The sequence below is a fragment of the Pseudomonas sp. SWRI18 genome (assembly GCF_014268345.1).
Taxonomy (GTDB): domain Bacteria; phylum Pseudomonadota; class Gammaproteobacteria; order Pseudomonadales; family Pseudomonadaceae; genus Aquipseudomonas; species Aquipseudomonas cedrina.
In genome coordinates this window covers 71198-89784 of record NZ_JACCQQ010000003.1, presented here as the reverse complement: position 1 = coordinate 89784, position 18587 = coordinate 71198, and the positions used below count along the sequence as shown (strand labels likewise).

Here is an 18587-nt window from a genome sequence, read left to right as displayed (position 1 = left end):
CCCTATCGAAGTTGCCGCCATGCCACACGCCGAAATCGCGCGCCGCTCTCCTCTTCTACCCGCGCATAGACGCTCTCCAGCACCGTGCGCACTTGGCCGCTCAGCCCGACTGCCGTCACTCGGTAAACCCATGCCTGGGTGTGTGGCGGTAGATGCGCCAGCCCTACGGAAGGCCCCAGAAACTGGACGCCGTACAGGCCGCCCTTCAGCGCCACCCACGTCATGCCCGAAATAGGGTCCACGCCGGACCCGACTACCGAAAAAGCCGCTTGCGGTGGCGCACAGGAGACAACTGACTGGCACAACGGCAGCGCTGCGAAGGACCGCCGTACGGCAGACTCTCCGTGCCGCAAACCGCTTTCGGCACTTTGCAGCGACTGATTGCGGTGCCAAAGGCTGGCGCTGATCTTTTGCTGGGTAATGGCGCCTTGCATCGATGTCATACCCACCAGCGACACAAGCAACAGGAACACCAGGCTGATCAGCAGCACCATGCCGGCCTGGCGCAAACGAAAACCTTCTGTGAGCATCATTGGTCGCCCTACCCCAGACGGTTTCGCAGCGCCGCGACGACGCTGTAGGTTTGGTCTTTTACCCGACCGGTCGGGTCTTGCAGCGTCATCCGGATGCGCACACTGCGCACCAGAAACAGGTCGGCCGGGCTCGCGTCGTAGCGCACCACCTCCACCGATGAGGGCTTGGCGGATACGCCAAAGCTGATATCGAATGCCTGCACGTTATCCACCAACACCGCCTTGGCCGGAGCCGCAGGCGTGCTGACCTTCAATTGCCCCGCTTCGAAGGTGTAGGTGAGTTGACGCAACGCAAAACGGATCTGACCGGGTGCAGGCGCTGGGCCGCTTGCGGCATACGCCTGGGCGGTACCGGTGCAGTCGGACAACACGGTCCAGTCCGGCTTGCCACTCTCACTACCGACAGCCGCAGTCACCAGCGTGAGCGTCTTCGCGCCCGTCCCGGCAGCCCAACTGACAGGCTGGTCAAAGATTGGCGGGGCGTTGTCGATAAACCCCGTGGCCAGACAGCCGAACATGCCGGCCTGGCGAATATCCTGGGTTATCTTGCCTAGCACGAACCGCGCATCATCCTGCAGCAGCATGGCGGCCTGCTGGCTGGCGTGGGTGGCGTTGGTGCTTATCACGACCTGGCTGGCCCCGAGCACCAGCACCAAGCCCATTGCCAGCGCCAGCAGCAACTCCACCAGGCTGAAACCTCGAACACGCCGCCTCATTGGGCCACCCCCGGCTCATCACTGATACGGCTGGTCAGGGTGAACGTTTCCCTGGCGCCCGGCCTGTTAGCCCCTCGACTGTCATCCCAACTGATGCTGACAGTCACTTCACTTGCGCTGACCGACACCGAGCCTTTGCCGCCCTCCCCGGCAAAGCCAAGGATGTTCGCCTCGAAATCATGCAGGTCCAGATCGCGCACGCTGGCGTCAGCGATGCTCGCCGGGGCACGCCCGGACCGCCCCCATGTGTAGTCGGCGGCCGAGTTGGCGCGGATGCGATCAAGCATGTCATAGGCAATGAAACTGGCCTGGCTGGTCATCCTGGCACTGTCGGTGTATTTGAGCGCGTTTAGTTGGATCACCGCCGAGCCCAGCAGGCCAACGGCGAGAATCAGTACTGCGATCAGCACCTCAATCAGCGTCATGCCGACCTGGTGGCGAGGCAAATCCTGGGAAAAACCGGTGTGGGGGCAGGCAAGCATTACCGTCGTCTTCCGTGTCGAGGGCCGAAAAAAAGCAGCTCAAGTCTGCTGTGCGACCCAAGACTAGCGCCGGTTTTTCGCCGGCGCCGCTCCAGGAACAAAGGGAAATACTTTGGACATAAAGGCCACCATCCAGCGCCGCAGCCCGGGCGCTATACCTAAGGCTCGACCTGAATCCACGGAGGGACGGCGCATGCAACAACGAGGTTTCACCCTGATAGAACTGCTGCTCGGACTGATCATCAGCAGCATCCTGGCCAACCTGGCCGTGCCCGGCTTCAAGAACCTGCTGGAATCACAGCAACGACATAGCGCGGCACAGTCCCTGGCGGGAGGGCTGCGCTACGCACGCACCGAAGCCATCGCCCGCAACCAGGCGGTGGTCATTTACGCCCTGGACGAAGACTGGGGGCGAGGTTGGCGGGTAATCGCGGACCTAAGCGGACGCGGCTATCTGGACGATACAAATCCAGTGCTGCTGGAACGTCAGGACAGCGGGCAGGTGCCGGTCGTGGGCAATGGGCCGCTGAAGAACCAAGTGCGCTTCAGCGGGTTGGGCGAACCGGTGTTTTCAGGGGGAGGGTTTCGAGCCGGCACTGTGCATGTGTGTGCCCGGGACCAGGCAGAGAGCCGGTTCCAGGTCGTCCTGGCGCCCAGCGGGCGCATCAGCCTGCGCAGCGAAAGAGCCGAGCAGGCATTGTGCCGGAGCGACTCCGGCACCCGGGCAGTCAAAGCAGCGAGCGAACCCGCAGCTCCTTGGGCATGGAGAAGGTGATGTTCTCCTCGCGGCCAGCCAGTTCATCGGCCCCGGTGGCACCCCAGGCGTGCAGTTGCTGGATCACACCACGCACCAGCACTTCCGGCGCCGAAGCGCCCGCCGTGATGCCGATACGCTCGACGCCCTCGAACCAGCTGCGCTGCATATCTTCGGCACCATCGATCAGGTACGCCGGCGTTGCCATGCGCTCAGCCAGTTCGCGCAGGCGGTTGGAGTTGGAGCTGTTGGGGCTGCCCACTACCAGCACCACATCGCATTCATCCGCCAATTGCTTGACCGCGTCCTGGCGGTTTTGGGTAGCGTAGCAGATGTCGTCCTTGCGTGGCCCGCCAATGGCCGGGAAGCGACTGCGCAGCGCGTCGATCACGCGGCTGGTGTCGTCCATGGACAAGGTGGTCTGGGTCACGAATGCCAGGCGCTCGGGGTTATGCACCTGCAGGTTGGCGACGTCTTTTTCGTCTTCAACCAGGTAAATGGCGCCACCATTGCCAGCGTCGTACTGGCCCATGGTGCCTTCGACTTCCGGGTGCCCGGCATGGCCGATCAGAATGCACTCTCGACCGTCACGGCTGTAGCGCGCGACTTCGATGTGTACCTTGGTCACCAGTGGGCAGGTTGCATCAAAGACTTTCAGGCCACGGCCCGCCGCTTCGGTACGCACGGCCTGGGAGACGCCGTGGGCGCTGAAGATGACGATCACGTCATCCGGGACCTGGTCCAGCTCTTCGACGAAAATGGCACCGCGCGCGCGCAGGTCTTCGACCACGAATTTATTGTGGACGACTTCGTGGCGCACGTAGATCGGCGGCCCGAAGACTTCCAGGGCGCGGTTGACGATTTCGATCGCCCGGTCCACACCGGCGCAGAAGCCACGGGGGTTGGCGAGTTTGATTTGCATGCTGTGCCTCGTGTCTTGCAGCCACTTTGGGTCAGGTTTGACGCTAACCCAACTGACAATGAAGATCAAAGGTGGGAGCGGGCTTGCTCGCGAATACGGTGTGTCAGTCAAAGATGTTTTAACTGAACCACCGCATTCGCGAGCAAGCCCGCTCCCACATTCTAGACCGCGCGCGGTCGGTTACAGCGCTTTGACGTTAATAATCTCAACGTCAAAGGTCAGTGTCTTGCCGGCTAACGGGTGGTTGAAGTCGATGGTCACTTGCGCGTCATCGAAGGTTTTCACCACACCGGGCAGCTCGGTATTCGCCGCATCGTTGAAGATCACCAGCAAGCCTTCCGACAGGTCCATGTCCTGGAACTGCGAGCGCGGGATGATCTGCACGTTTTGCGGGTTGGGCTGGCCGAAGGCGTTTTCCGGCAGGATCTGCAGGGTACGCTTGTCGCCAGCCTTGAAGCCGAACAGGGCCGCTTCGAAACCCGGCAGCAGGTTGCCGTCGCCGACCTTGAAGGTGGCGGGGGCTTTGTCGAACGTGCTGTCGACCGTGTCGCCGTTCTCCAGGCGCAGTGCGAAATGCAAAGTGACTTCCGTGTTCTGGCCGATGCGTTGCCCGGCCAATACCTGATCAGTCATTGACGGTCTCTCCGGTTTTCTTGCTTCTGAACATGTCCAGCGCCAGCATGATTGCACCGACGGTGATGGCGCTGTCGGCAAAATTGAACGCCGGGAAGTAATGGCGGTTCTGCCAGTGCACCAGGATAAAGTCGATCACATGGCCCAGGGCAATGCGGTCGTACAGGTTGCCCAGCGCGCCGCCCAGAACCAGGGCCAAGGCGATGGCCAGCCAGGTGTCATCGCGCCCCAGGCGCTTGAGCCACACCACCAGTACCGCGCTGACCACCAGCGCGATCACGGCGAACAGCCAGCGCTGCCAGCCACCGCCATCAGCCAGAAAGCTGAAGGCAGCGCCGGTGTTGTAGGCCAGGGTCCAGCTGAAGTAATCCGGGATCACCACGATTTGCTGGAACATCTGCAGGGAGCCTTCGAAATGAGCCTTGCTGACCTGGTCGATGACCAGCACCAGCAGGCTCAGCACGAGCCAGCCCAGACGTCCGAAACGACTGGTTTTAAGCATAGTGGCGAACCTCGCCGGCACCGCTGATGTTGTCGACGCAACGACCGCAGATTTCCGGATGCTCAGGGTTCACGCCGACGTCTTCACGGCAATGCCAGCAGCGGGCGCACTTGGGGAAGGCCGACTTGACCACCTTGAGCTTGAGGCCCGGCACTTCGGTGGCGACAGCGTCCACCGGCGCCTGGGCAAACGGCGCCAGGCTGGCGGTAGAAGTGATCAACACGAAGCGCAGCTCATTGCTCAGTTTGGCCAGGTCGGCGCTCAGGCCTTCCTCGGCGAACAGGGTGACTTCGGCTTGCAGGTTGCCACCGACGGCCTTGGCCGCACGCTGCACTTCCAGCTCCTTGTTCACCGCAACCTTCACGGCCATCACGCCTTCCCAGTACTCGCGGCCCAGTTCGAAGTCGGCCGGCAGTTCGGTCAGGCCTTCGTACCAGGTGTTGAGCATGACGGACTCGTTGCGCTCGCCCGGCAGGTACTCCCACAGCTCGTCGGCGGTGAACGCCAGGATCGGCGCGATCCAGCGCACCAGCGCCTCGCTGATGTGGTACAGCGCGGTCTGCGCCGAGCGGCGCGCCTTGCTGTTGGCGCCGGTGGTGTACTGGCGGTCCTTGATGATGTCGAGGTAGAACCCACCCAGCTCCTGCACGCAGAAGTTATGGATCTTCGAGTAGACGTTCCAGAAACGGTATTCGCCGTAGCTTTCCTGCAACTCGCGCTGCAACAACAGCGCGCGGTCCATGGCCCAACGGTCGAGGGCGAGCATGTCCTCGGCCGGCAGGATGTCGGTGGCCGGGTTGAAGCCGGTCAGGTTCGACAGCATGAAGCGTGCGGTATTGCGGATGCGACGGTAGGCGTCGGCGCTACGGGCAAGGATCTGCTCGGAGACGGCAATTTCGCCCGAATAATCGGTCGAGGCGACCCACAGGCGCATGATGTCGGCGCCCAGGGTGTCGTTGATCTTTTTCGGTTCGATCACGTTCTTGAGCGACTTGGACATCTTGCGACCGTTTTCATCGACAGTGAAGCCGTGGGTCAGCAATTCGCGGTACGGCGCGTGGTTGTCGATGGCGCAACCGGTCAGCAGCGACGAGTGGAACCAGCCACGGTGCTGGTCCGAACCTTCCAGGTACAGGTCGGCACGCGGGCCGGTCTCGTGGCCCATCGGGTGGGAACCGCGCAGCACGTGCCAATGGGTAGTGCCCGAGTCGAACCACACGTCGAGGGTGTCGCTGATCTTTTCGTACTGCGGCGCTTCATCGCCCAGCAGTTCGGCGGCGTCCATTTTGAACCAGGCTTCGATGCCTTCCTGCTCAACGCGCTGGGCCACGGCTTCCATCAGCTCGACGGTGCGCGGGTGCAGCTCGCCGCTTTCCTTGTTCAGGAAGAACGGGATCGGCACGCCCCAGTTACGCTGGCGGGAGATGCACCAGTCCGGACGGTTGGCGATCATCGAATGCAGGCGCGCCTGGCCCCAGGCCGGCACGAACTTGGTGTCTTCGATGGCTTCGATAGCGCGGTTACGCAGGGTTTCGCCGCTGGTCGGCGCTTTGTCCATGCCGATAAACCACTGCGCGGTGGCGCGGTAGATCAGCGGGGTCTTGTGGCGCCAGCAATGCATGTAGCTGTGCTGGATGGTGGCGGTTTGCATCAGCGCACCGACTTCACGCAGCTTTTCGATGATCGCCGGATCGGCCTTGAAGATGAACTGGCCGCCGAAGAACTCCAGCGACGGCACGTACACGCCGTTGCTTTGCACCGGGTTGATGATGTCGTCGTTGACCAGGCCGTACTGCTTGCAGATCACAAAGTCATCGACGCCGTAGGCAGGCGAGCAGTGAACGATGCCGGTACCCGAGCCCAGTTCAACGTAGTCAGCCAGGTACACCGGCGACAGGCGGTCATAAAACGGGTGGCGGAAATTGATCAGTTCCAGCGCGGAGCCGGTGGTGGTCGCGATGACCGAACCTTGCAGTTCGTAGCGGGCCAGGCAGGCCTCGACCATTTCTTCAGCAAGCACGAGCAGGCGGTCACCGACGTCCACCAGGGCGTAGGTGAATTCCGGGTGCACGTTCAGCGCCTGGTTGGCCGGGATGGTCCACGGGGTGGTGGTCCAGATCACGATGGCCGCCGGCTTGGCCAGCGACGCCAGGCCGAACGCCTGGGCCAGCTTGGCCTCGTCGGCGACCGGGAAGGCCACGTCGATGGTCGAGGACTTCTTCTCTTCGTACTCGACTTCCGCTTCGGCCAGGGCCGAACCGCAGTCGAAGCACCAGTTCACGGGCTTGAGGCCCTTGAACACGAAACCGCCCTTGACGATTTCGGCCAAGGCGCGGATTTCACCGGCCTCGTTCTTGAAGCTCATGGTCTTGTAGGGGTTGTCCCACTCGCCCAACACGCCCAGGCGGATAAATTCGGACTTCTGGCCTTCGATCTGCTCGGCGGCATAGGCACGGCACAGTTCGCGGGTCTTGTCCGCGCCCAGATTCTTGCCGTAGGTGACCTCGACCTTGTGCTCGATCGGCAGGCCGTGGCAGTCCCAACCAGGGACATACGGTGCATCGAAGCCCGAAAGGGTTTTGGAGCGCAGGATCATGTCCTTGAGAATCTTGTTCAGCGCATGACCGATGTGAATCGTGCCGTTGGCATAAGGAGGGCCGTCGTGCAGGACGAACTTCGGACGATCCTTGCCAATTTCGCGCAACTTTCCGTACAGGCCAATACTGTCCCAGCGCTGCAGGATCTGCGGTTCGCGCTGTGGCAGGCCGGCCTTCATTGGGAAGGCGGTGTCCGGAAGGTTTAGCGTGGCTTTATAGTCGGTCATTTAAGGCTCTTCGGTTAGCGATGGGCGCTAGGTGCGGCTAGTGCACGGGCGGCGGCGACATCCGCATTGATCGCCGTTTTCAACGCCTCGAGGGAGGCGAAACGCTGCTCTTCACGCAGCTTCTGGTGGAAAACCACCGTCAAACGCCGGTCGTATAAATCACCGGCAAAATCCAAAAGGTGAACCTCCAGGTGGGCCTTGCCATCACCTGCAACCGTGGGCCTGACGCCTATGTTGGCGACTCCCGGCCACGATTGGCCGTCGATGTCGACGCTGACCAGGTAAACCCCGGTCAGCGGCACACGGCGGCGCTTGAGTTGCACGTTGGCGGTTGGCGTGCCCAATTGGCGCGCCAGCTTCTGGCCGTGCAGAACCCGACCGGCAATGCGGAACGGGCGACCTAGCAAACGCTCGGCCAAGGCAAAGTCGGCGGCGGCCAAGGCGTTACGCACCTGGGTACTGCTCACGCGCAGGCCGTCGAGTTCAACGGTTTGCGCGGCTTCGACGGTAAACCCCTGGTTGGCGCCGGCCTGCTGCAGGAAATCGAAATCCCCGACGCGGTCGCAACCAAAGCGGAAGTCGTCGCCGACCTCCAAATGCTCAACGCCCAGGCCATCGACCAGGATACGGTCGACGAACTCGGCGGCGCTCAGGCTTTGCAAGCGCTGGTTGAAGGCCAGGCAGAGGACGCGGTCCACGCCTTCTTCAGCCAGCAGTTGCAGCTTGTCACGCAGGCGGGCCAGACGGGCCGGCGCAGTCTCGGGGGTAAAATATTCCCGCGGCTGCGGCTCGAAAATCACCACGCAGCTGGGCACGCCCAACTCGACCGCGCGCTCGCGCAGCCGGGCCAGGATAGCCTGGTGGCCACGGTGAACACCGTCAAAGTTGCCAATAGTGGCGACGCAGCCCCGATGCTCGGGGCGCAGGTTGTGGAGACCTCGAACCAGCTGCATAACGCGCTTCTTGCTCATAAAGTGGTCGATTATAACCACACCCGGCCCCGGACGACAGGCAACACCGCAGGCCAAATGGATCGAATCGCTAAAACAACCGTTTTATCGCGGCAAACTCTCTAGCTCAACGACTTGCGATTGAAATCGCGCAGGCGAAAGCCTTGCAGCAGCAACATCCCGAAGTACACCAGCACACCGGCGACTACCAGCACGCCAAGGCGCATGAAGCGTTCCAGCATGCCGCCTTCGCTCCAGGCAGGCATAACGTGCATCAGGCCCAGCAACACGGCCGACATCATCGCCACCGCGACCAACAGCTTAAGGGCAAACAGCCCCCAGCCCGGTTGCGGCTGGTACATCTTTTGTTTACGCAACTGGTAATACAGCAGGCCGGCGTTGATGCACGCACCGGCACTGATGGCCAGGGCCAGGCCGGCATGTTGCAACGGGCCGATGAACACAAGGTTAAGCAATTGGGTCACGATCAGCGTGAAAATCGCGATTTTCACCGGTGTGCGGATGTTCTGCTGGGCATAAAAGCCCGGCGCCAGCACCTTGATCACGATAATGCCCAGCAGCCCGACGGAATAGGCGACCAGGGCGTGCTGCGTCATCAGGGCGTCATGGGCATCGAATTGGCCGTATTGAAACAGCGACACGGTCAACGGCTCTGCCAGGATCCCCAGCGCCAGCGCACACGGCAGCACCAGCACAAAGCACAGGCGCAGCCCCCAATCGAGAATGCGCGAATATTCCTGGCGATCCTTGCTGGCGTAGGTGCGCGCCAGGGTCGGCAGCAGGATCGTGCCCAGGGCCACGCCCAATACGCCGGACGGTAATTCCATCAGCCGGTCGGCGTAGTACATCCACGACACCGAGCCGGACACCAGCAACGAAGCGAACGCGGTGTTGATGATCAGCGAAATCTGGCTGACCGACACGCCGAGGATCGCCGGCAGCATGTTGCGCATCACGCGCCATACGCCGGTGTCCTTGAGGTTCAGGCGCGGCAACACGAGCATGCCGATCTTTTTCAGGTGCGGCAGTTGGTAAAGCAATTGCGCCAGGCCGCCGGCCAGTACGGCCCAACCCAGGGCCATCACCGGCGGATCGAAGTACGGTGTGAGGAACAGGGCGAAGAGGATCATGCTGACGTTCAGCAGGGTCGGCACGAAGGCCGGCACCGAAAACCGGTTCCAGGTATTGAGGATCGCCCCGGCCAATGACGAAAGCGAGATCAGCAATATATAAGGAAAGGTCACCCGCAGCAGATCAGTGGTCAGCGCAAACTTTTCCGGCGTATTGGCAAAGCCAGGCGCCGTGGCCCAGATCACCCAGGGGGCGGCGAGCATGCCGAGAATGGTCACCAGCATCAACACCAGCGTCAACAGGCCCGAGACATAGGCGATAAAGGTGCGGGTCGCCTCCTCGCCCTGCTGGGTCTTGTATTCGGCCAGGATCGGCACGAAGGCTTGGGAAAATGCGCCTTCGGCGAAGATCCGCCGCAGCAGGTTGGGCAATTTAAAGGCAATAAAGAAGGCATCCGTGGCCATGCTGGCGCCAAAAATGCGCGCCAGCAGGGTGTCGCGCACGAACCCCAGAACCCGGGAGATCATCGTGATAGAGCTGACCGCGGCCAACGATTTAAGCAGATTCATTGAAAGAGTTTGCGCCTATAGATAAAGAGCAGGCGAACAAAGCGCCCACTTATGCGATACTGCGCGCCTGCAACAGCACAGAGCCAAAGCTCGCGAGTTTACAGGTCAAGCGCCGGAAATAAATCACCCGCCTCTTCAGATCGACCACTCAGCAGTTCGCATCAGCCGCCCTTGACAACCCGTCAAGTCATCGGCATGATTCGCGGCCTATTTTGTTTGCTATTTCCTAAAAAGTCTTTCGAGGAGCTCGACGGTGGCCAACACACCTTCCGCCAAAAAACGTGCAAAACAGGCTGAGAAGCGTCGCAGCCACAACGCCAGCCTGCGTTCCATGGTTCGTACCTACATCAAGAATGTAGTTAAAGCCATCGACACCAAAGACGCTGAAAAAGCCCAAGCTGCTTACGTTCTGGCTGTGCCAGTTATCGACCGTATGGCCGATAAAGGCATCATCCACAAGAACAAGGCCGCTCGTCATAAGAGCCGCCTGAATGGCCACATCAAGGCTCTGAGCGTTCCTGCTGCAGCCTAAGTGGTAAGAACTGCAACGCAACCCAGGTTGTGAAACAGTTAGGAAATGCCCCGTACCGAAAGGTATGGGGCATTTTTGTTTGTAGCTCATATCTGGAGCATGCCGATCAAAATGTGGGAGCTGGCTTGCCTGCGATAGCACCAACCGGGTATGCCTGATGTATCGAGTTGTCTGTATCGCAGGCAAGCCAGCTCCCACATTTTTGGGCAAAAAAACGCCCCGAACCAGTCGGGGCGTTTTTGCTACCGCTTGATCAAACCATCGATCAATGGTGGTGACCGCCTTCACCATGAACGTGGCCGTGGGCCACTTCTTCCTGGGAAGCGTCGCGAATGGCGACGATCTTCACCTGGAAGTTCAGGCGCTGACCAGCCAACGGGTGGTTGCCGTCGACGGTCACGTCGTCGCCATCCAGGTCGCGGATGGTGACGATCTGCATTTGGCCGTCCGGCGCGGAGGCGTGGAACTGCATGCCGACTTCCAGCTCGTCGACGCCTTCGAACATGCTGCGGCTCAGCGTGCTGACCAGCTCGGCTGAGTATTCGCCGTAGGCATCTTCAGGTTCTACGGCGACGGTCAGTTCATCACCAACTGCCTTGCCTTCCAGGGCCTTTTCCAGGCCTGGGATGATGTTACCCGCGCCTTGCAGGTAGACCAGCGGCGCGCCGCCGGCTGAGCTGTCGATGACCTCACCAGCGTCGTTGGTCAGGGTATAGTCGATGGAGACAGCCTTGTTAGCGGCGATCGTCATGGGGCGAGACCTTTTGCATAAGAATGAAGAACGGACAAGTCTAAACAAGGATTTGCCCGAAAGCGAACAGAACCCGGACGGACGGAACCGATCAACGGCATCCTTCATCATCGGGTTCCACCAGGATGACGACCAACACTGGGTGGCCGAGCTGTCCTGCGGCCACACCCAGCACCTGCGTCATCAGCCGCCCTGGAAGTCGCGCGCCTGGGTGCTCGACCCTGCGCAACGTATTGAAAAAATAGGCCAGTCCTTTGCCTGCGGCTGGTGTGCGCAAGAGCCCGAATAACGATAACCTTGGCACCTGATTCGCGGTAGGCGCTCAGCCATAGAGCGCCACCCAAGCCATGCAACTCCAGAGAATTCGCATGCAAACTTTTTTTATCGCGCCCACCGATTTTGGTGTGGGTCTGACCTCCATCAGCCTTGGGCTGGTGCGCACCCTTGAGCGAGCCGGCCTGAAAGTCGGTTTTTTCAAGCCGATTGCCCAGCCGCATCCGGGAGACACCGGCCCCGAGCGTTCGACCGAACTGATCGCGCGCACCCACGGCCTGAAGCCGCCGCAACCCCTGGGGCTGGCCCATGTCGAGCGGATGCTTGGCGACGGTCAGCTTGACGAGCTGCTTGAAGAAATCATCACGCTGTATCAGCAGGCGGCGGTGGGCAAGGACGTATTGATCGTCGAAGGCATGGTGCCGACCCGCAGCGCCAGCTATGCAGCACGGGTCAACCTGCACCTGGCCAAGAGCCTGGACGCGGAAGTAATCCTGGTCTCGGCCCCGGAAAACGAAGTGCTCACCGAACTCTCCGGCCGCGTGGAACTGCAGGCTCAACTGTTCGGTGGCCCGAAAGACCCGAAAGTGCTCGGCGTGATCCTCAACAAGGTGCGCACCGACGAGAGCATGGAAGCCTTCTCGGCGCGCCTCAAGGAACATTCCCCGTTGTTGCGCAGCGGTGATTTCCGCCTGCTCGGCTGCATTCCCTACCAGCCCGAACTCAACGCGCCGCGCACTCGCGATGTCGCCGACCTGATGGGCGCGCAGATCCTCAACGCTGGCGATTATGAAACCCGGCGCATGACCAAGATCATTATCTGCGCGCGCACCATGCGCAACACCGTAGAGCTGCTCAAGCCCGGCGTGCTGGTGGTGACGCCCGGCGACCGCGACGACATCATTCTCGCCGTCAGCCTGGCCGCGATCAACGGCGTGCCCCTGGCCGGCCTGTTGCTGACCAGCGACACCCTGCCCGACCCGCGCATCATGGAGCTGTGCCGAGGCGCTTTCCAGGCCGGGCTGCCGGTGCTGTCGGTGAGCAGCGGTTCCTACGACACCGCGAACCAGCTCAATGGCCTGAACAAGGAAATCCCCATCGATGACCGCGAGCGCGCGGAGATCATCACCGATTTCGTCGCCAGCCACCTCGATGCGCGCTGGCTGCACCAGCGTTGCGGCACGCCACGGGAGATGCGCCTGTCGCCGGCCGTGTTCCGTTACCAGTTGATCCAGCGCGCCCAGGCCGCCAACAAGCGCATCGTGTTGCCCGAAGGCAGCGAGCCGCTGACCGTGCAAGCCGCCGCCATCTGCCAGGCCCGTGGCATTGCCCGCTGCGTGTTGCTGGCCAAGCCGGCGGATGTGGAAGCGGTCGCCCGCGCCCAGGGCATCGAACTGCCCGAAGGCCTGGAGATTCTCGACCCGGACCTGATTCGCCAGCGTTATGTCGAACCGATGGTCGCGTTGCGCAAGAGCAAGAGCCTCAACGCGCCGATGGCCGAGCAGCAACTGGAAGACACCGTGGTGATCGCCACGATGATGCTCGCCCTGGATGAAGTGGACGGCCTGGTCTCCGGCGTCGTTCATTCCACCGCCAATACCATCCGCCCCGCCCTGCAGTTGATCAAGACCGCGCCGGGCTGCACGCTGGTGTCGTCGGTGTTCTTCATGCTGTTCCCGGAGCAGGTGCTGGTGTACGGCGACTGTGTGATGAACCCGCACCCGAGCGCCGCCGACCTGGCGGAGATTGCCCTGCAAAGCGCCGATTCCGCCGCCGCGTTCGGCATTACCCCGCGCGTGGCGATGATCAGCTATTCCAGCGGCGATTCGGCCAGTGGCGAGGAAGTGGAGAAAGTCCGCGAAGCCACCCTGCTCGCCCACGAACAGCAAAGTTCGCTGCTGATCGACGGCCCGCTGCAATACGACGCCGCCGCCAACGAAACCGTGGCCCGCCAACTGGCGCCCGACAGCCTGGTCGCCGGCAAGGCCACGGTATTCGTGTTCCCGGACCTGAATACTGGCAACACCACCTACAAAGCCGTACAGCGCAGCGCCGATTGCGTCAGCCTCGGGCCGATGCTGCAGGGCCTGCGCAAACCGGTCAACGACCTGCCACGCGGTGCCCAGGTGGACGACATCGTGTACACCATCGCGCTCACTGCGATCCAAGCCGCCAACCGACCTATGGATATCTAAATGCTGGATTTTCTACCTGCCGCCGTGCGTGGTGTGATCGCGTCCCTGTTGCTGGCGCTGAACACGATCCTGCTGTGTTCGTTCCTGTTTATCGTCGCGCTGTTCAAGGCGCTGCCGTTTGCCAAGCGCTTCAGCGAATGGCTGATGAACCACACTCACGAAGCCTGGGTGACCAACAACAAGGGCTGGATGAACCTAGTGCAACGCACGCGCTGGCACCTTAAAGGCCTTGAAGGCCTGGACTATCAACACTCCTACTTGGTGACCAGCAACCACCAGAGCTGGGTCGACATCATGGTGCTGCAATACGTGCTCAACCGCCGCATTCGCCCCTTGAAGTTCTTTCTCAAGCAGGAACTGATCTGGGTGCCGGTGATTGGCCTGGCCTGGTGGGCGTTGGGCTTTCCGTTCATGAAACGCTACACCAAGGCGTACCTGGAGAAACACCCGGAGAAGAAAGGCAAGGACCTGGAAACCACGCGCAAGACCTGTGCGAAATTTCGCCACAATCCGGTAGGCATCTTTAACTTTGCCGAAGGCACACGGTTCACACCCGGCAAACATGCGCAGCAGAACTCGCCGTTTCGCTATTTGCTCAAACCCAAGGCTGGCGGGATTGCGTTTGTGCTGGACGCCATGGGCGAGCAGTTGAAGTCGCTGGTGAACGTGACCATTCACTACCCTGCCGGGCGTCCTGGGTACTGGGATTTGCTGTGCGGGAAGGTGAAGGACGTCGTGGTTCAGTTTGAGGAAGTGCCGATCCCGGCTGAGTTCATTGGCAAGAATTATGAGCAGGATGGGGAGTATCGGCTGGCGTTCCAGGGGTGGATCAACCGGTTGTGGGAAGAGAAGGATCAGTTGCTGGAAAGACTGCACACAGAATTCCCAGGTAAACACTGATCAACCTGTGGGAGCTGGCTTGCCTGCGATAGCGGTGGGCCAGCTGCACATTTATCAACTGACAGTCAGCTATCGCAGGCAAGCCAGCTCCCACATTGACCGAGCCCAACCTTGAAAATGTAAAAAGCCCGCCACCGAGTGATCGGTGGCGGGCTTTTTTGTGGCCGCGAGGTTTAGATCGCGCCGCGCTGACGCAACAACGCCAGCACTTGCTTGACGCTCTCTTCCAGCGACAGGGCCTGGGTGTCGATCACCAGATCGGCATTCAACGGCACGTCGTACGGGAAGGACTCGCCCGGAATGTTATCCCCACCGGCGGCGTAAAGACCTTGCGGATCACGCTCGGCACACACCAGCGGCGAGGCTTGCACGTAGACCGTCAGCAGGCGCTCGGCACCGATCAGCGCCTTGGCCTGTTCGCGGCCTTCGGCATCCGGCGCGACAAACGCGGCCAGGGTCAACAGGCCCGCTTCGTTGAACTGGCGCGCCACGTGAGCGGCACGACGCCAGTTTTCGGTGCGGCCAGCACGATCCTGCGGCAAGCCTTTGTTCAGGTCGTGACGCAGGTTCTGACCATCGAGCACGAACACCGCGCGGCCCATGTCGAACAATTTGCGTTCGACCGCGTAGGCCAGGGTGCTCTTGCCGGCGCCCGACAAACCGCTGAACAGCACGGTCGCCGGTTGCTGGCCGAAACGCAGGGCGCGCTCTTCGGTGGCCACATGGGCCAACTTGCCATGCTGCGCCGCGCTGCCGTGAGTGACCGGCGGGGCGATGATCATGCCGGCGGCCACGGTGCCGTTGGTCAAGCGGTCGATGACGATGAACGCGCCGGTGGTGCGATTGCTGTCGTAACCGTCCAGGGCGATAGCGGCGTCGAGGCTGACCTTGACCCGGCCGATCTCGTTCAGTTGCAGCGAGCTCGCCGGGCCTTCGGCCAGGGTGTTCACATCCACGCGATGCACAATGCTGGTGATGGACCCCGGCACGTAGCTGGTGGCGCGCTTGATATCGTACTTCTTGCCCGGCAGCATCGGCTCTTCGGCCATCCACACCAGCATGGCGTCGAACGCGTCGGTCACTTGCGGCACGTTGTCGGCGTGTACCAGCAGGTCGCCACGGGAGATATCGATCTCGTCTTCCATGGTCAGCGTCACCGCTTGACCGGGACCTGCGTGCTCCAGTTCACCTTCGAAGGTGACGATGGATTTCACGCGGCTGCTCTTGCCCGACGGCAGCACCACGACTTCGTCGCCCTTGTGCACGATGCCGCTGGCCAGGGTGCCGGCAAAACCCCGGAAGTTCAGGTTCGGACGGTTGACGTACTGCACCGGGAAGCGCAGGTCGGTGTAGTTGCGGTCGTTGGCGATCTCGACGGTTTCGAGGATCTCCATCAGCGACTGGCCGGTGTACCAGGGCGAACGCTCGCTCTTGTTCACCACGTTGTCGCCTTTGAGCGCCGACATCGGCACGAACGCCAGGGTGCTTGGCTTGAACGCGATACCGTCGGCGAACTTCAGGTAATCGGCCTTGATCTGCTCGAATACGCTCTGGTCAAAGCCATTGATGTCCATCTTGTTGACGGCCACCACAATGTGTTTGATGCCCAGCAACGAGGCGATGAAGCTGTGGCGACGGGTCTGGGTCTGCACGCCGTAGCGGGCGTCGATCAGAATGATCGCCAGGTCACAGGTGGATGCACCGGTGGCCATGTTGCGGGTGTACTGCTCATGGCCGGGGGTGTCGGCGATGATGAATTTGCGCTTGGCGGTGGAGAAGTAGCGGTAGGCCACATCGATGGTGATGCCCTGCTCACGCTCGGCCTGCAGGCCGTCGACCAGCAGCGCCAGGTCGATGTCATCGCCGGTGGTGCCGGATTTTTTCGAATCGCGGGTGATGGCTTCCAGGTGATCTTCGTAGATCATCTTGGAGTCGTGCAGCAGGCGCCCGATCAGGGTGCTCTTGCCGTCGTCGACATTGCCGCAGGTCAGGAAGCGCAACATTTCCTTGCGCTCGTGCTGGGCCAGGTAGGCGAGGATGTCCTCGCTGATCAAATCAGATACGTGCGACATGACAACCCCTTAGAAATAACCCTGACGTTTTTTATCTTCCATGGAGCCGGCACCATCGTGGTCGATGACACGGCCCTGGCGCTCGGAAGTTCGCGTCAGGAGCATTTCCTGAATGATGTCCGTCAGCGTCTCGGCTTCGGACTCCACCGCGCCCGTCAACGGGTAGCAGCCCAGGGTACGGAAACGGACTTTCTTTTTGACGATGCGGGCTTTGTCTTCGTCGGACAAGTGCTCGAGGATGCGCTCGTCGTCGATCATGATCAGCGTGCCGTTCTTCTCGATCACGTCGCGTTCGGCGGCGAAGTACAGCGGCACGATCGGGATGCCTTCCAGGTAGATGTACTGCCAGATGTCCAGCTCGGTCCAGTTGGACAGCGGGAACACGCGGATCGACTCGCCCTTGTTGACGTTGCCGTTGTAGACGTTCCACAGCTCGGGCCGTTGGTTCTTCGGGTCCCAGCGGTGCTTGCTGTCGCGGAACGAGTACACGCGCTCTTTGGCGCGGGATTTCTCTTCATCGCGACGGGCGCCGCCGAACGCTGCGTCGAAACCATGCTTATCCAGGGCCTGCTTGAGGCCTTCGGTCTTCATGATGTCGGTGTGCTTGGCGCTGCCGTGGGTGAACGGGTTGATGTTCTGCGCCACGCCATCGGGGTTGATGTGCGTGATCAAGTCCAGGCCCAGCTCTTCGACCATTTTGTCGCGGAACGCGTACATCTCCTGGAATTTCCAGCGAGTGTCGACGTGCATCACCGGGAACGGCAGCTTGCCCGGGAAGAAGGCCTTGCGTGCCAGGTGCAGCATCACGGCGGAGTCTTTACCGATCGAGTAGAGCATCACCGGGTTGTCGAACTCGGCGGCGACCTCGCGGATGATGTGGATGCTTTCCGCCTCCAGCTGTTTGAGATGCGTCAGTTTGTCGACCATGGTTACTCACGGAAAAACGATCTTATGGACGGCCAGCGGGCCGTGTTCGAGCGGGGCATGCTAGCACAGCACCTGCTTCTAATCAGGGCGCCGGCTAGATCGAAACGATATATGAATATGCCCCGAGGTTTGGGCTTCCTGTGGGAGCCAGCTCCCACATTTGATGCCAGGTGACAGTTAAATCGGGTTGGGGCAGTCAATGAACAGATGCTCCAGCGCAAAGCGCCGTGCCAGGTAATCCCCCAGCGCCTGTACGCCATAACGCTCGGTGGCGTGGTGGCCGGCGGCGATAAAGCTGATGTTGTTTTCACGCGCGCTATGGAAAGTTTGCTCCGATGCTTCGCCACTCAGGTACAGGTCGACGCCGGCGGCAATCGCCTGGTCGATATAGCCCTGGCCACCGCCGGTGCACCAGCCGACGCGGCGGATCATCTCGCTGCCTTCGATCAGCAGCGGTTCGCGGCCCATGACTTCCTGCACACGGCGAGCGAAGTCGCGGGGTGACAACGGCTCGGCGAGGGAGCCGACCAGGCCGACGACTTTGGGATTGCTCGGGTCCAGCGGGCCTTCGACGGTGATGTCCAGTTGCCTGGCAAGCTGCACGTTATTACCGACGTCGGGGTGCAGGTCCAGCGGCAGGTGGTAGGCCAGCAGGCTGATGTCATGCTTGAGCAACGTCTTCAGGCGGCGCTGCTTCATGCCGGTGATGCAGGGGTTTTCGCCTTTCCAGAAATAGCCGTGGTGCACCAGGATCAGATCGGCCTGGGCGTCGACGGCGGCGTCCAGCAGGGCTTGGCTTGCGGTCACGCCGCTGACGATACGCATCACCTGCGGGCGCCCCTCGACCTGCAGACCGTTGGGGCAGTAATCGGCAATTTTTGCACTGCCGAGGTAGCGGTCCGCTTCCTCGACGAGGGTGGTAAGGGGGACGGCCATAAAAGTCTCCTAAATATCCCGTTC

General features: G+C 61.3%; 18 protein-coding genes. 5 read left to right on the top strand and 13 right to left on the bottom strand.

Features of this window, described 5'->3' with window-relative positions:
- Positions 1 to 2: 2 nt before the first annotated feature.
- From H0Z09_RS05210 to pilV, 3 genes are read right to left on the bottom strand one after another with little or no spacing between them, the layout of a single operon-like run.
- Entirely contained in the window at positions 3 to 533 is a 531-nt protein-coding gene (locus H0Z09_RS05210) for a PilX N-terminal domain-containing pilus assembly protein (RefSeq protein WP_186688123.1), read from the bottom strand.
- An 8-nt stretch (positions 534 to 541) separates the two neighbouring features.
- A complete protein-coding gene (locus H0Z09_RS05205; RefSeq protein WP_186688121.1) occupies positions 542 to 1249 on the bottom strand; it encodes a prepilin-type N-terminal cleavage/methylation domain-containing protein in 708 nt (235 codons plus the stop codon).
- Positions 1246 to 1731, bottom strand: coding sequence for a type IV pilus modification protein PilV (pilV, locus tag H0Z09_RS05200; protein ID WP_186688118.1), 486 nt, complete (start codon positions 1729 to 1731; stop codon positions 1246 to 1248). Before pilV ends, H0Z09_RS05205 begins: the two co-directional genes overlap by 4 nt.
- A gap of 193 nt (positions 1732 to 1924) precedes the next feature.
- On the opposite strand from pilV, the gene H0Z09_RS05195 reads away from it, so the two are divergent.
- Positions 1925 to 2506: a GspH/FimT family protein gene (locus H0Z09_RS05195; RefSeq protein ID WP_186688116.1), complete on the top strand. Its 582-nt coding sequence runs from the start codon at positions 1925 to 1927 to the stop codon at positions 2504 to 2506.
- Here H0Z09_RS05195 and ispH read toward each other — a convergent pair.
- The 6 genes from ispH to murJ all read right to left on the bottom strand — a co-directional run bounded on the left by ispH (position 2460) and on the right by murJ (position 9977).
- Positions 2460 to 3407 (bottom strand): 4-hydroxy-3-methylbut-2-enyl diphosphate reductase, encoded by a 948-nt coding sequence (ispH, locus tag H0Z09_RS05190; protein WP_076951092.1) that lies wholly within the window; start codon positions 3405 to 3407, stop codon positions 2460 to 2462. The two genes, H0Z09_RS05195 and ispH, sit on opposite strands and share 47 nt — an antisense overlap.
- Before the next feature lie 180 nt (positions 3408 to 3587).
- Positions 3588 to 4040, bottom strand: a complete 453-nt coding sequence (gene fkpB / locus H0Z09_RS05185; RefSeq protein ID WP_186688113.1) for an FKBP-type peptidyl-prolyl cis-trans isomerase — start codon at positions 4038 to 4040, stop codon at positions 3588 to 3590.
- Positions 4033 to 4542: a signal peptidase II gene (lspA, locus tag H0Z09_RS05180; RefSeq protein ID WP_076951090.1), complete on the bottom strand. Its 510-nt coding sequence runs from the start codon at positions 4540 to 4542 to the stop codon at positions 4033 to 4035. Before lspA ends, fkpB begins: the two co-directional genes overlap by 8 nt.
- A complete protein-coding gene (gene ileS, locus H0Z09_RS05175; protein ID WP_186688110.1) occupies positions 4535 to 7366 on the bottom strand; it encodes an isoleucine--tRNA ligase in 2832 nt (943 codons plus the stop codon). The genes lspA and ileS overlap by 8 nt, the downstream gene beginning before the upstream one ends.
- A 14-nt stretch (positions 7367 to 7380) precedes the next feature.
- Entirely contained in the window at positions 7381 to 8319 is a 939-nt protein-coding gene (ribF, locus tag H0Z09_RS05170; protein WP_186688107.1) for a bifunctional riboflavin kinase/FAD synthetase, read from the bottom strand.
- Between the two features lie 119 nt (positions 8320 to 8438).
- On the bottom strand, positions 8439 to 9977 hold the full coding sequence (gene murJ / locus H0Z09_RS05165) for a murein biosynthesis integral membrane protein MurJ (RefSeq protein ID WP_186688104.1): 1539 nt from the start codon (positions 9975 to 9977) through the stop codon (positions 8439 to 8441).
- Positions 9978 to 10230: 253 nt separating this feature from the next.
- Here murJ and rpsT point away from each other — a divergent pair, with 253 nt between their 5' ends.
- Positions 10231 to 10509 (top strand): 30S ribosomal protein S20, encoded by a 279-nt coding sequence (rpsT, locus tag H0Z09_RS05160; protein WP_003188401.1) that lies wholly within the window; start codon positions 10231 to 10233, stop codon positions 10507 to 10509.
- 265 nt (positions 10510 to 10774) lie between these two features.
- Here the strand turns inward: rpsT and H0Z09_RS05155 are convergent, their stop codons facing one another.
- On the bottom strand, positions 10775 to 11260 hold the full coding sequence (locus H0Z09_RS05155; RefSeq protein WP_003171645.1) for a peptidylprolyl isomerase: 486 nt from the start codon (positions 11258 to 11260) through the stop codon (positions 10775 to 10777).
- Here H0Z09_RS05155 and H0Z09_RS05150 point away from each other — a divergent pair.
- The 3 genes from H0Z09_RS05150 (at position 11259) to H0Z09_RS05140 (ending at position 14628) form a co-directional block, all read left to right on the top strand.
- Positions 11259 to 11549, top strand: coding sequence for a DUF3565 domain-containing protein (locus H0Z09_RS05150; RefSeq protein WP_186688612.1), 291 nt, complete (start codon positions 11259 to 11261; stop codon positions 11547 to 11549). The two genes, H0Z09_RS05155 and H0Z09_RS05150, sit on opposite strands and share 2 nt — an antisense overlap.
- 79 nt (positions 11550 to 11628) lie before the next feature.
- Complete coding sequence (gene pta / locus H0Z09_RS05145) at positions 11629 to 13728, top strand: phosphate acetyltransferase (RefSeq protein ID WP_186688101.1); 2100 nt, start codon at positions 11629 to 11631, stop codon at positions 13726 to 13728.
- Entirely contained in the window at positions 13729 to 14628 is a 900-nt protein-coding gene (locus tag H0Z09_RS05140) for an acyltransferase (protein WP_076951083.1), read from the top strand. It abuts the gene before it with no gap.
- Positions 14629 to 14801: 173 nt separating this feature from the next.
- Here the strand turns inward: H0Z09_RS05140 and cysN are convergent, their stop codons facing one another.
- The 3 genes from cysN to H0Z09_RS05125 form a co-directional block, all read right to left on the bottom strand.
- Positions 14802 to 16700, bottom strand: a complete 1899-nt coding sequence (gene cysN, locus H0Z09_RS05135) for a sulfate adenylyltransferase subunit CysN (RefSeq protein WP_186688098.1) — start codon at positions 16698 to 16700, stop codon at positions 14802 to 14804.
- A gap of 9 nt (positions 16701 to 16709) precedes the next feature.
- A complete protein-coding gene (gene cysD, locus H0Z09_RS05130) occupies positions 16710 to 17627 on the bottom strand; it encodes a sulfate adenylyltransferase subunit CysD (RefSeq protein WP_186688095.1) in 918 nt (305 codons plus the stop codon).
- Between the two features lie 177 nt (positions 17628 to 17804).
- Positions 17805 to 18563, bottom strand: coding sequence for a Nif3-like dinuclear metal center hexameric protein (locus H0Z09_RS05125; RefSeq protein ID WP_076951079.1), 759 nt, complete (start codon positions 18561 to 18563; stop codon positions 17805 to 17807).
- Between the last annotated feature and the right edge of the window lie 24 nt (positions 18564 to 18587).

Coding starts and splice junctions, on each gene's coding strand:
- H0Z09_RS05205 (WP_186688121.1), bottom strand. CDS start 1,249: ATGAGGCGGCGTGTTCGAGGTTTCAGCCTGGTGGAGTTGCTGCTGGCG.
- H0Z09_RS05210 (WP_186688123.1), bottom strand. CDS start 533: ATGATGCTCACAGAAGGTTTTCGTTTGCGCCAGGCCGGCATGGTGCTG.
- murJ (WP_186688104.1), bottom strand. CDS start 9,977: ATGAATCTGCTTAAATCGTTGGCCGCGGTCAGCTCTATCACGATGATC.
- cysD (WP_186688095.1), bottom strand. CDS start 17,627: ATGGTCGACAAACTGACGCATCTCAAACAGCTGGAGGCGGAAAGCATC.
- pilV (WP_186688118.1), bottom strand. CDS start 1,731: ATGCTTGCCTGCCCCCACACCGGTTTTTCCCAGGATTTGCCTCGCCAC.
- H0Z09_RS05150 (WP_186688612.1), top strand. CDS start 11,259: ATGGGGCGAGACCTTTTGCATAAGAATGAAGAACGGACAAGTCTAAAC.
- H0Z09_RS05155 (WP_003171645.1), bottom strand. CDS start 11,260: ATGACGATCGCCGCTAACAAGGCTGTCTCCATCGACTATACCCTGACC.
- H0Z09_RS05140 (WP_076951083.1), top strand. CDS start 13,729: ATGCTGGATTTTCTACCTGCCGCCGTGCGTGGTGTGATCGCGTCCCTG.
- ispH (WP_076951092.1), bottom strand. CDS start 3,407: ATGCAAATCAAACTCGCCAACCCCCGTGGCTTCTGCGCCGGTGTGGAC.
- cysN (WP_186688098.1), bottom strand. CDS start 16,700: ATGTCGCACGTATCTGATTTGATCAGCGAGGACATCCTCGCCTACCTG.
- lspA (WP_076951090.1), bottom strand. CDS start 4,542: ATGCTTAAAACCAGTCGTTTCGGACGTCTGGGCTGGCTCGTGCTGAGC.
- pta (WP_186688101.1), top strand. CDS start 11,629: ATGCAAACTTTTTTTATCGCGCCCACCGATTTTGGTGTGGGTCTGACC.
- fkpB (WP_186688113.1), bottom strand. CDS start 4,040: ATGACTGATCAGGTATTGGCCGGGCAACGCATCGGCCAGAACACGGAA.
- H0Z09_RS05195 (WP_186688116.1), top strand. CDS start 1,925: ATGCAACAACGAGGTTTCACCCTGATAGAACTGCTGCTCGGACTGATC.
- ribF (WP_186688107.1), bottom strand. CDS start 8,319: ATGCAGCTGGTTCGAGGTCTCCACAACCTGCGCCCCGAGCATCGGGGC.
- ileS (WP_186688110.1), bottom strand. CDS start 7,366: ATGACCGACTATAAAGCCACGCTAAACCTTCCGGACACCGCCTTCCCA.
- H0Z09_RS05125 (WP_076951079.1), bottom strand. CDS start 18,563: ATGGCCGTCCCCCTTACCACCCTCGTCGAGGAAGCGGACCGCTACCTC.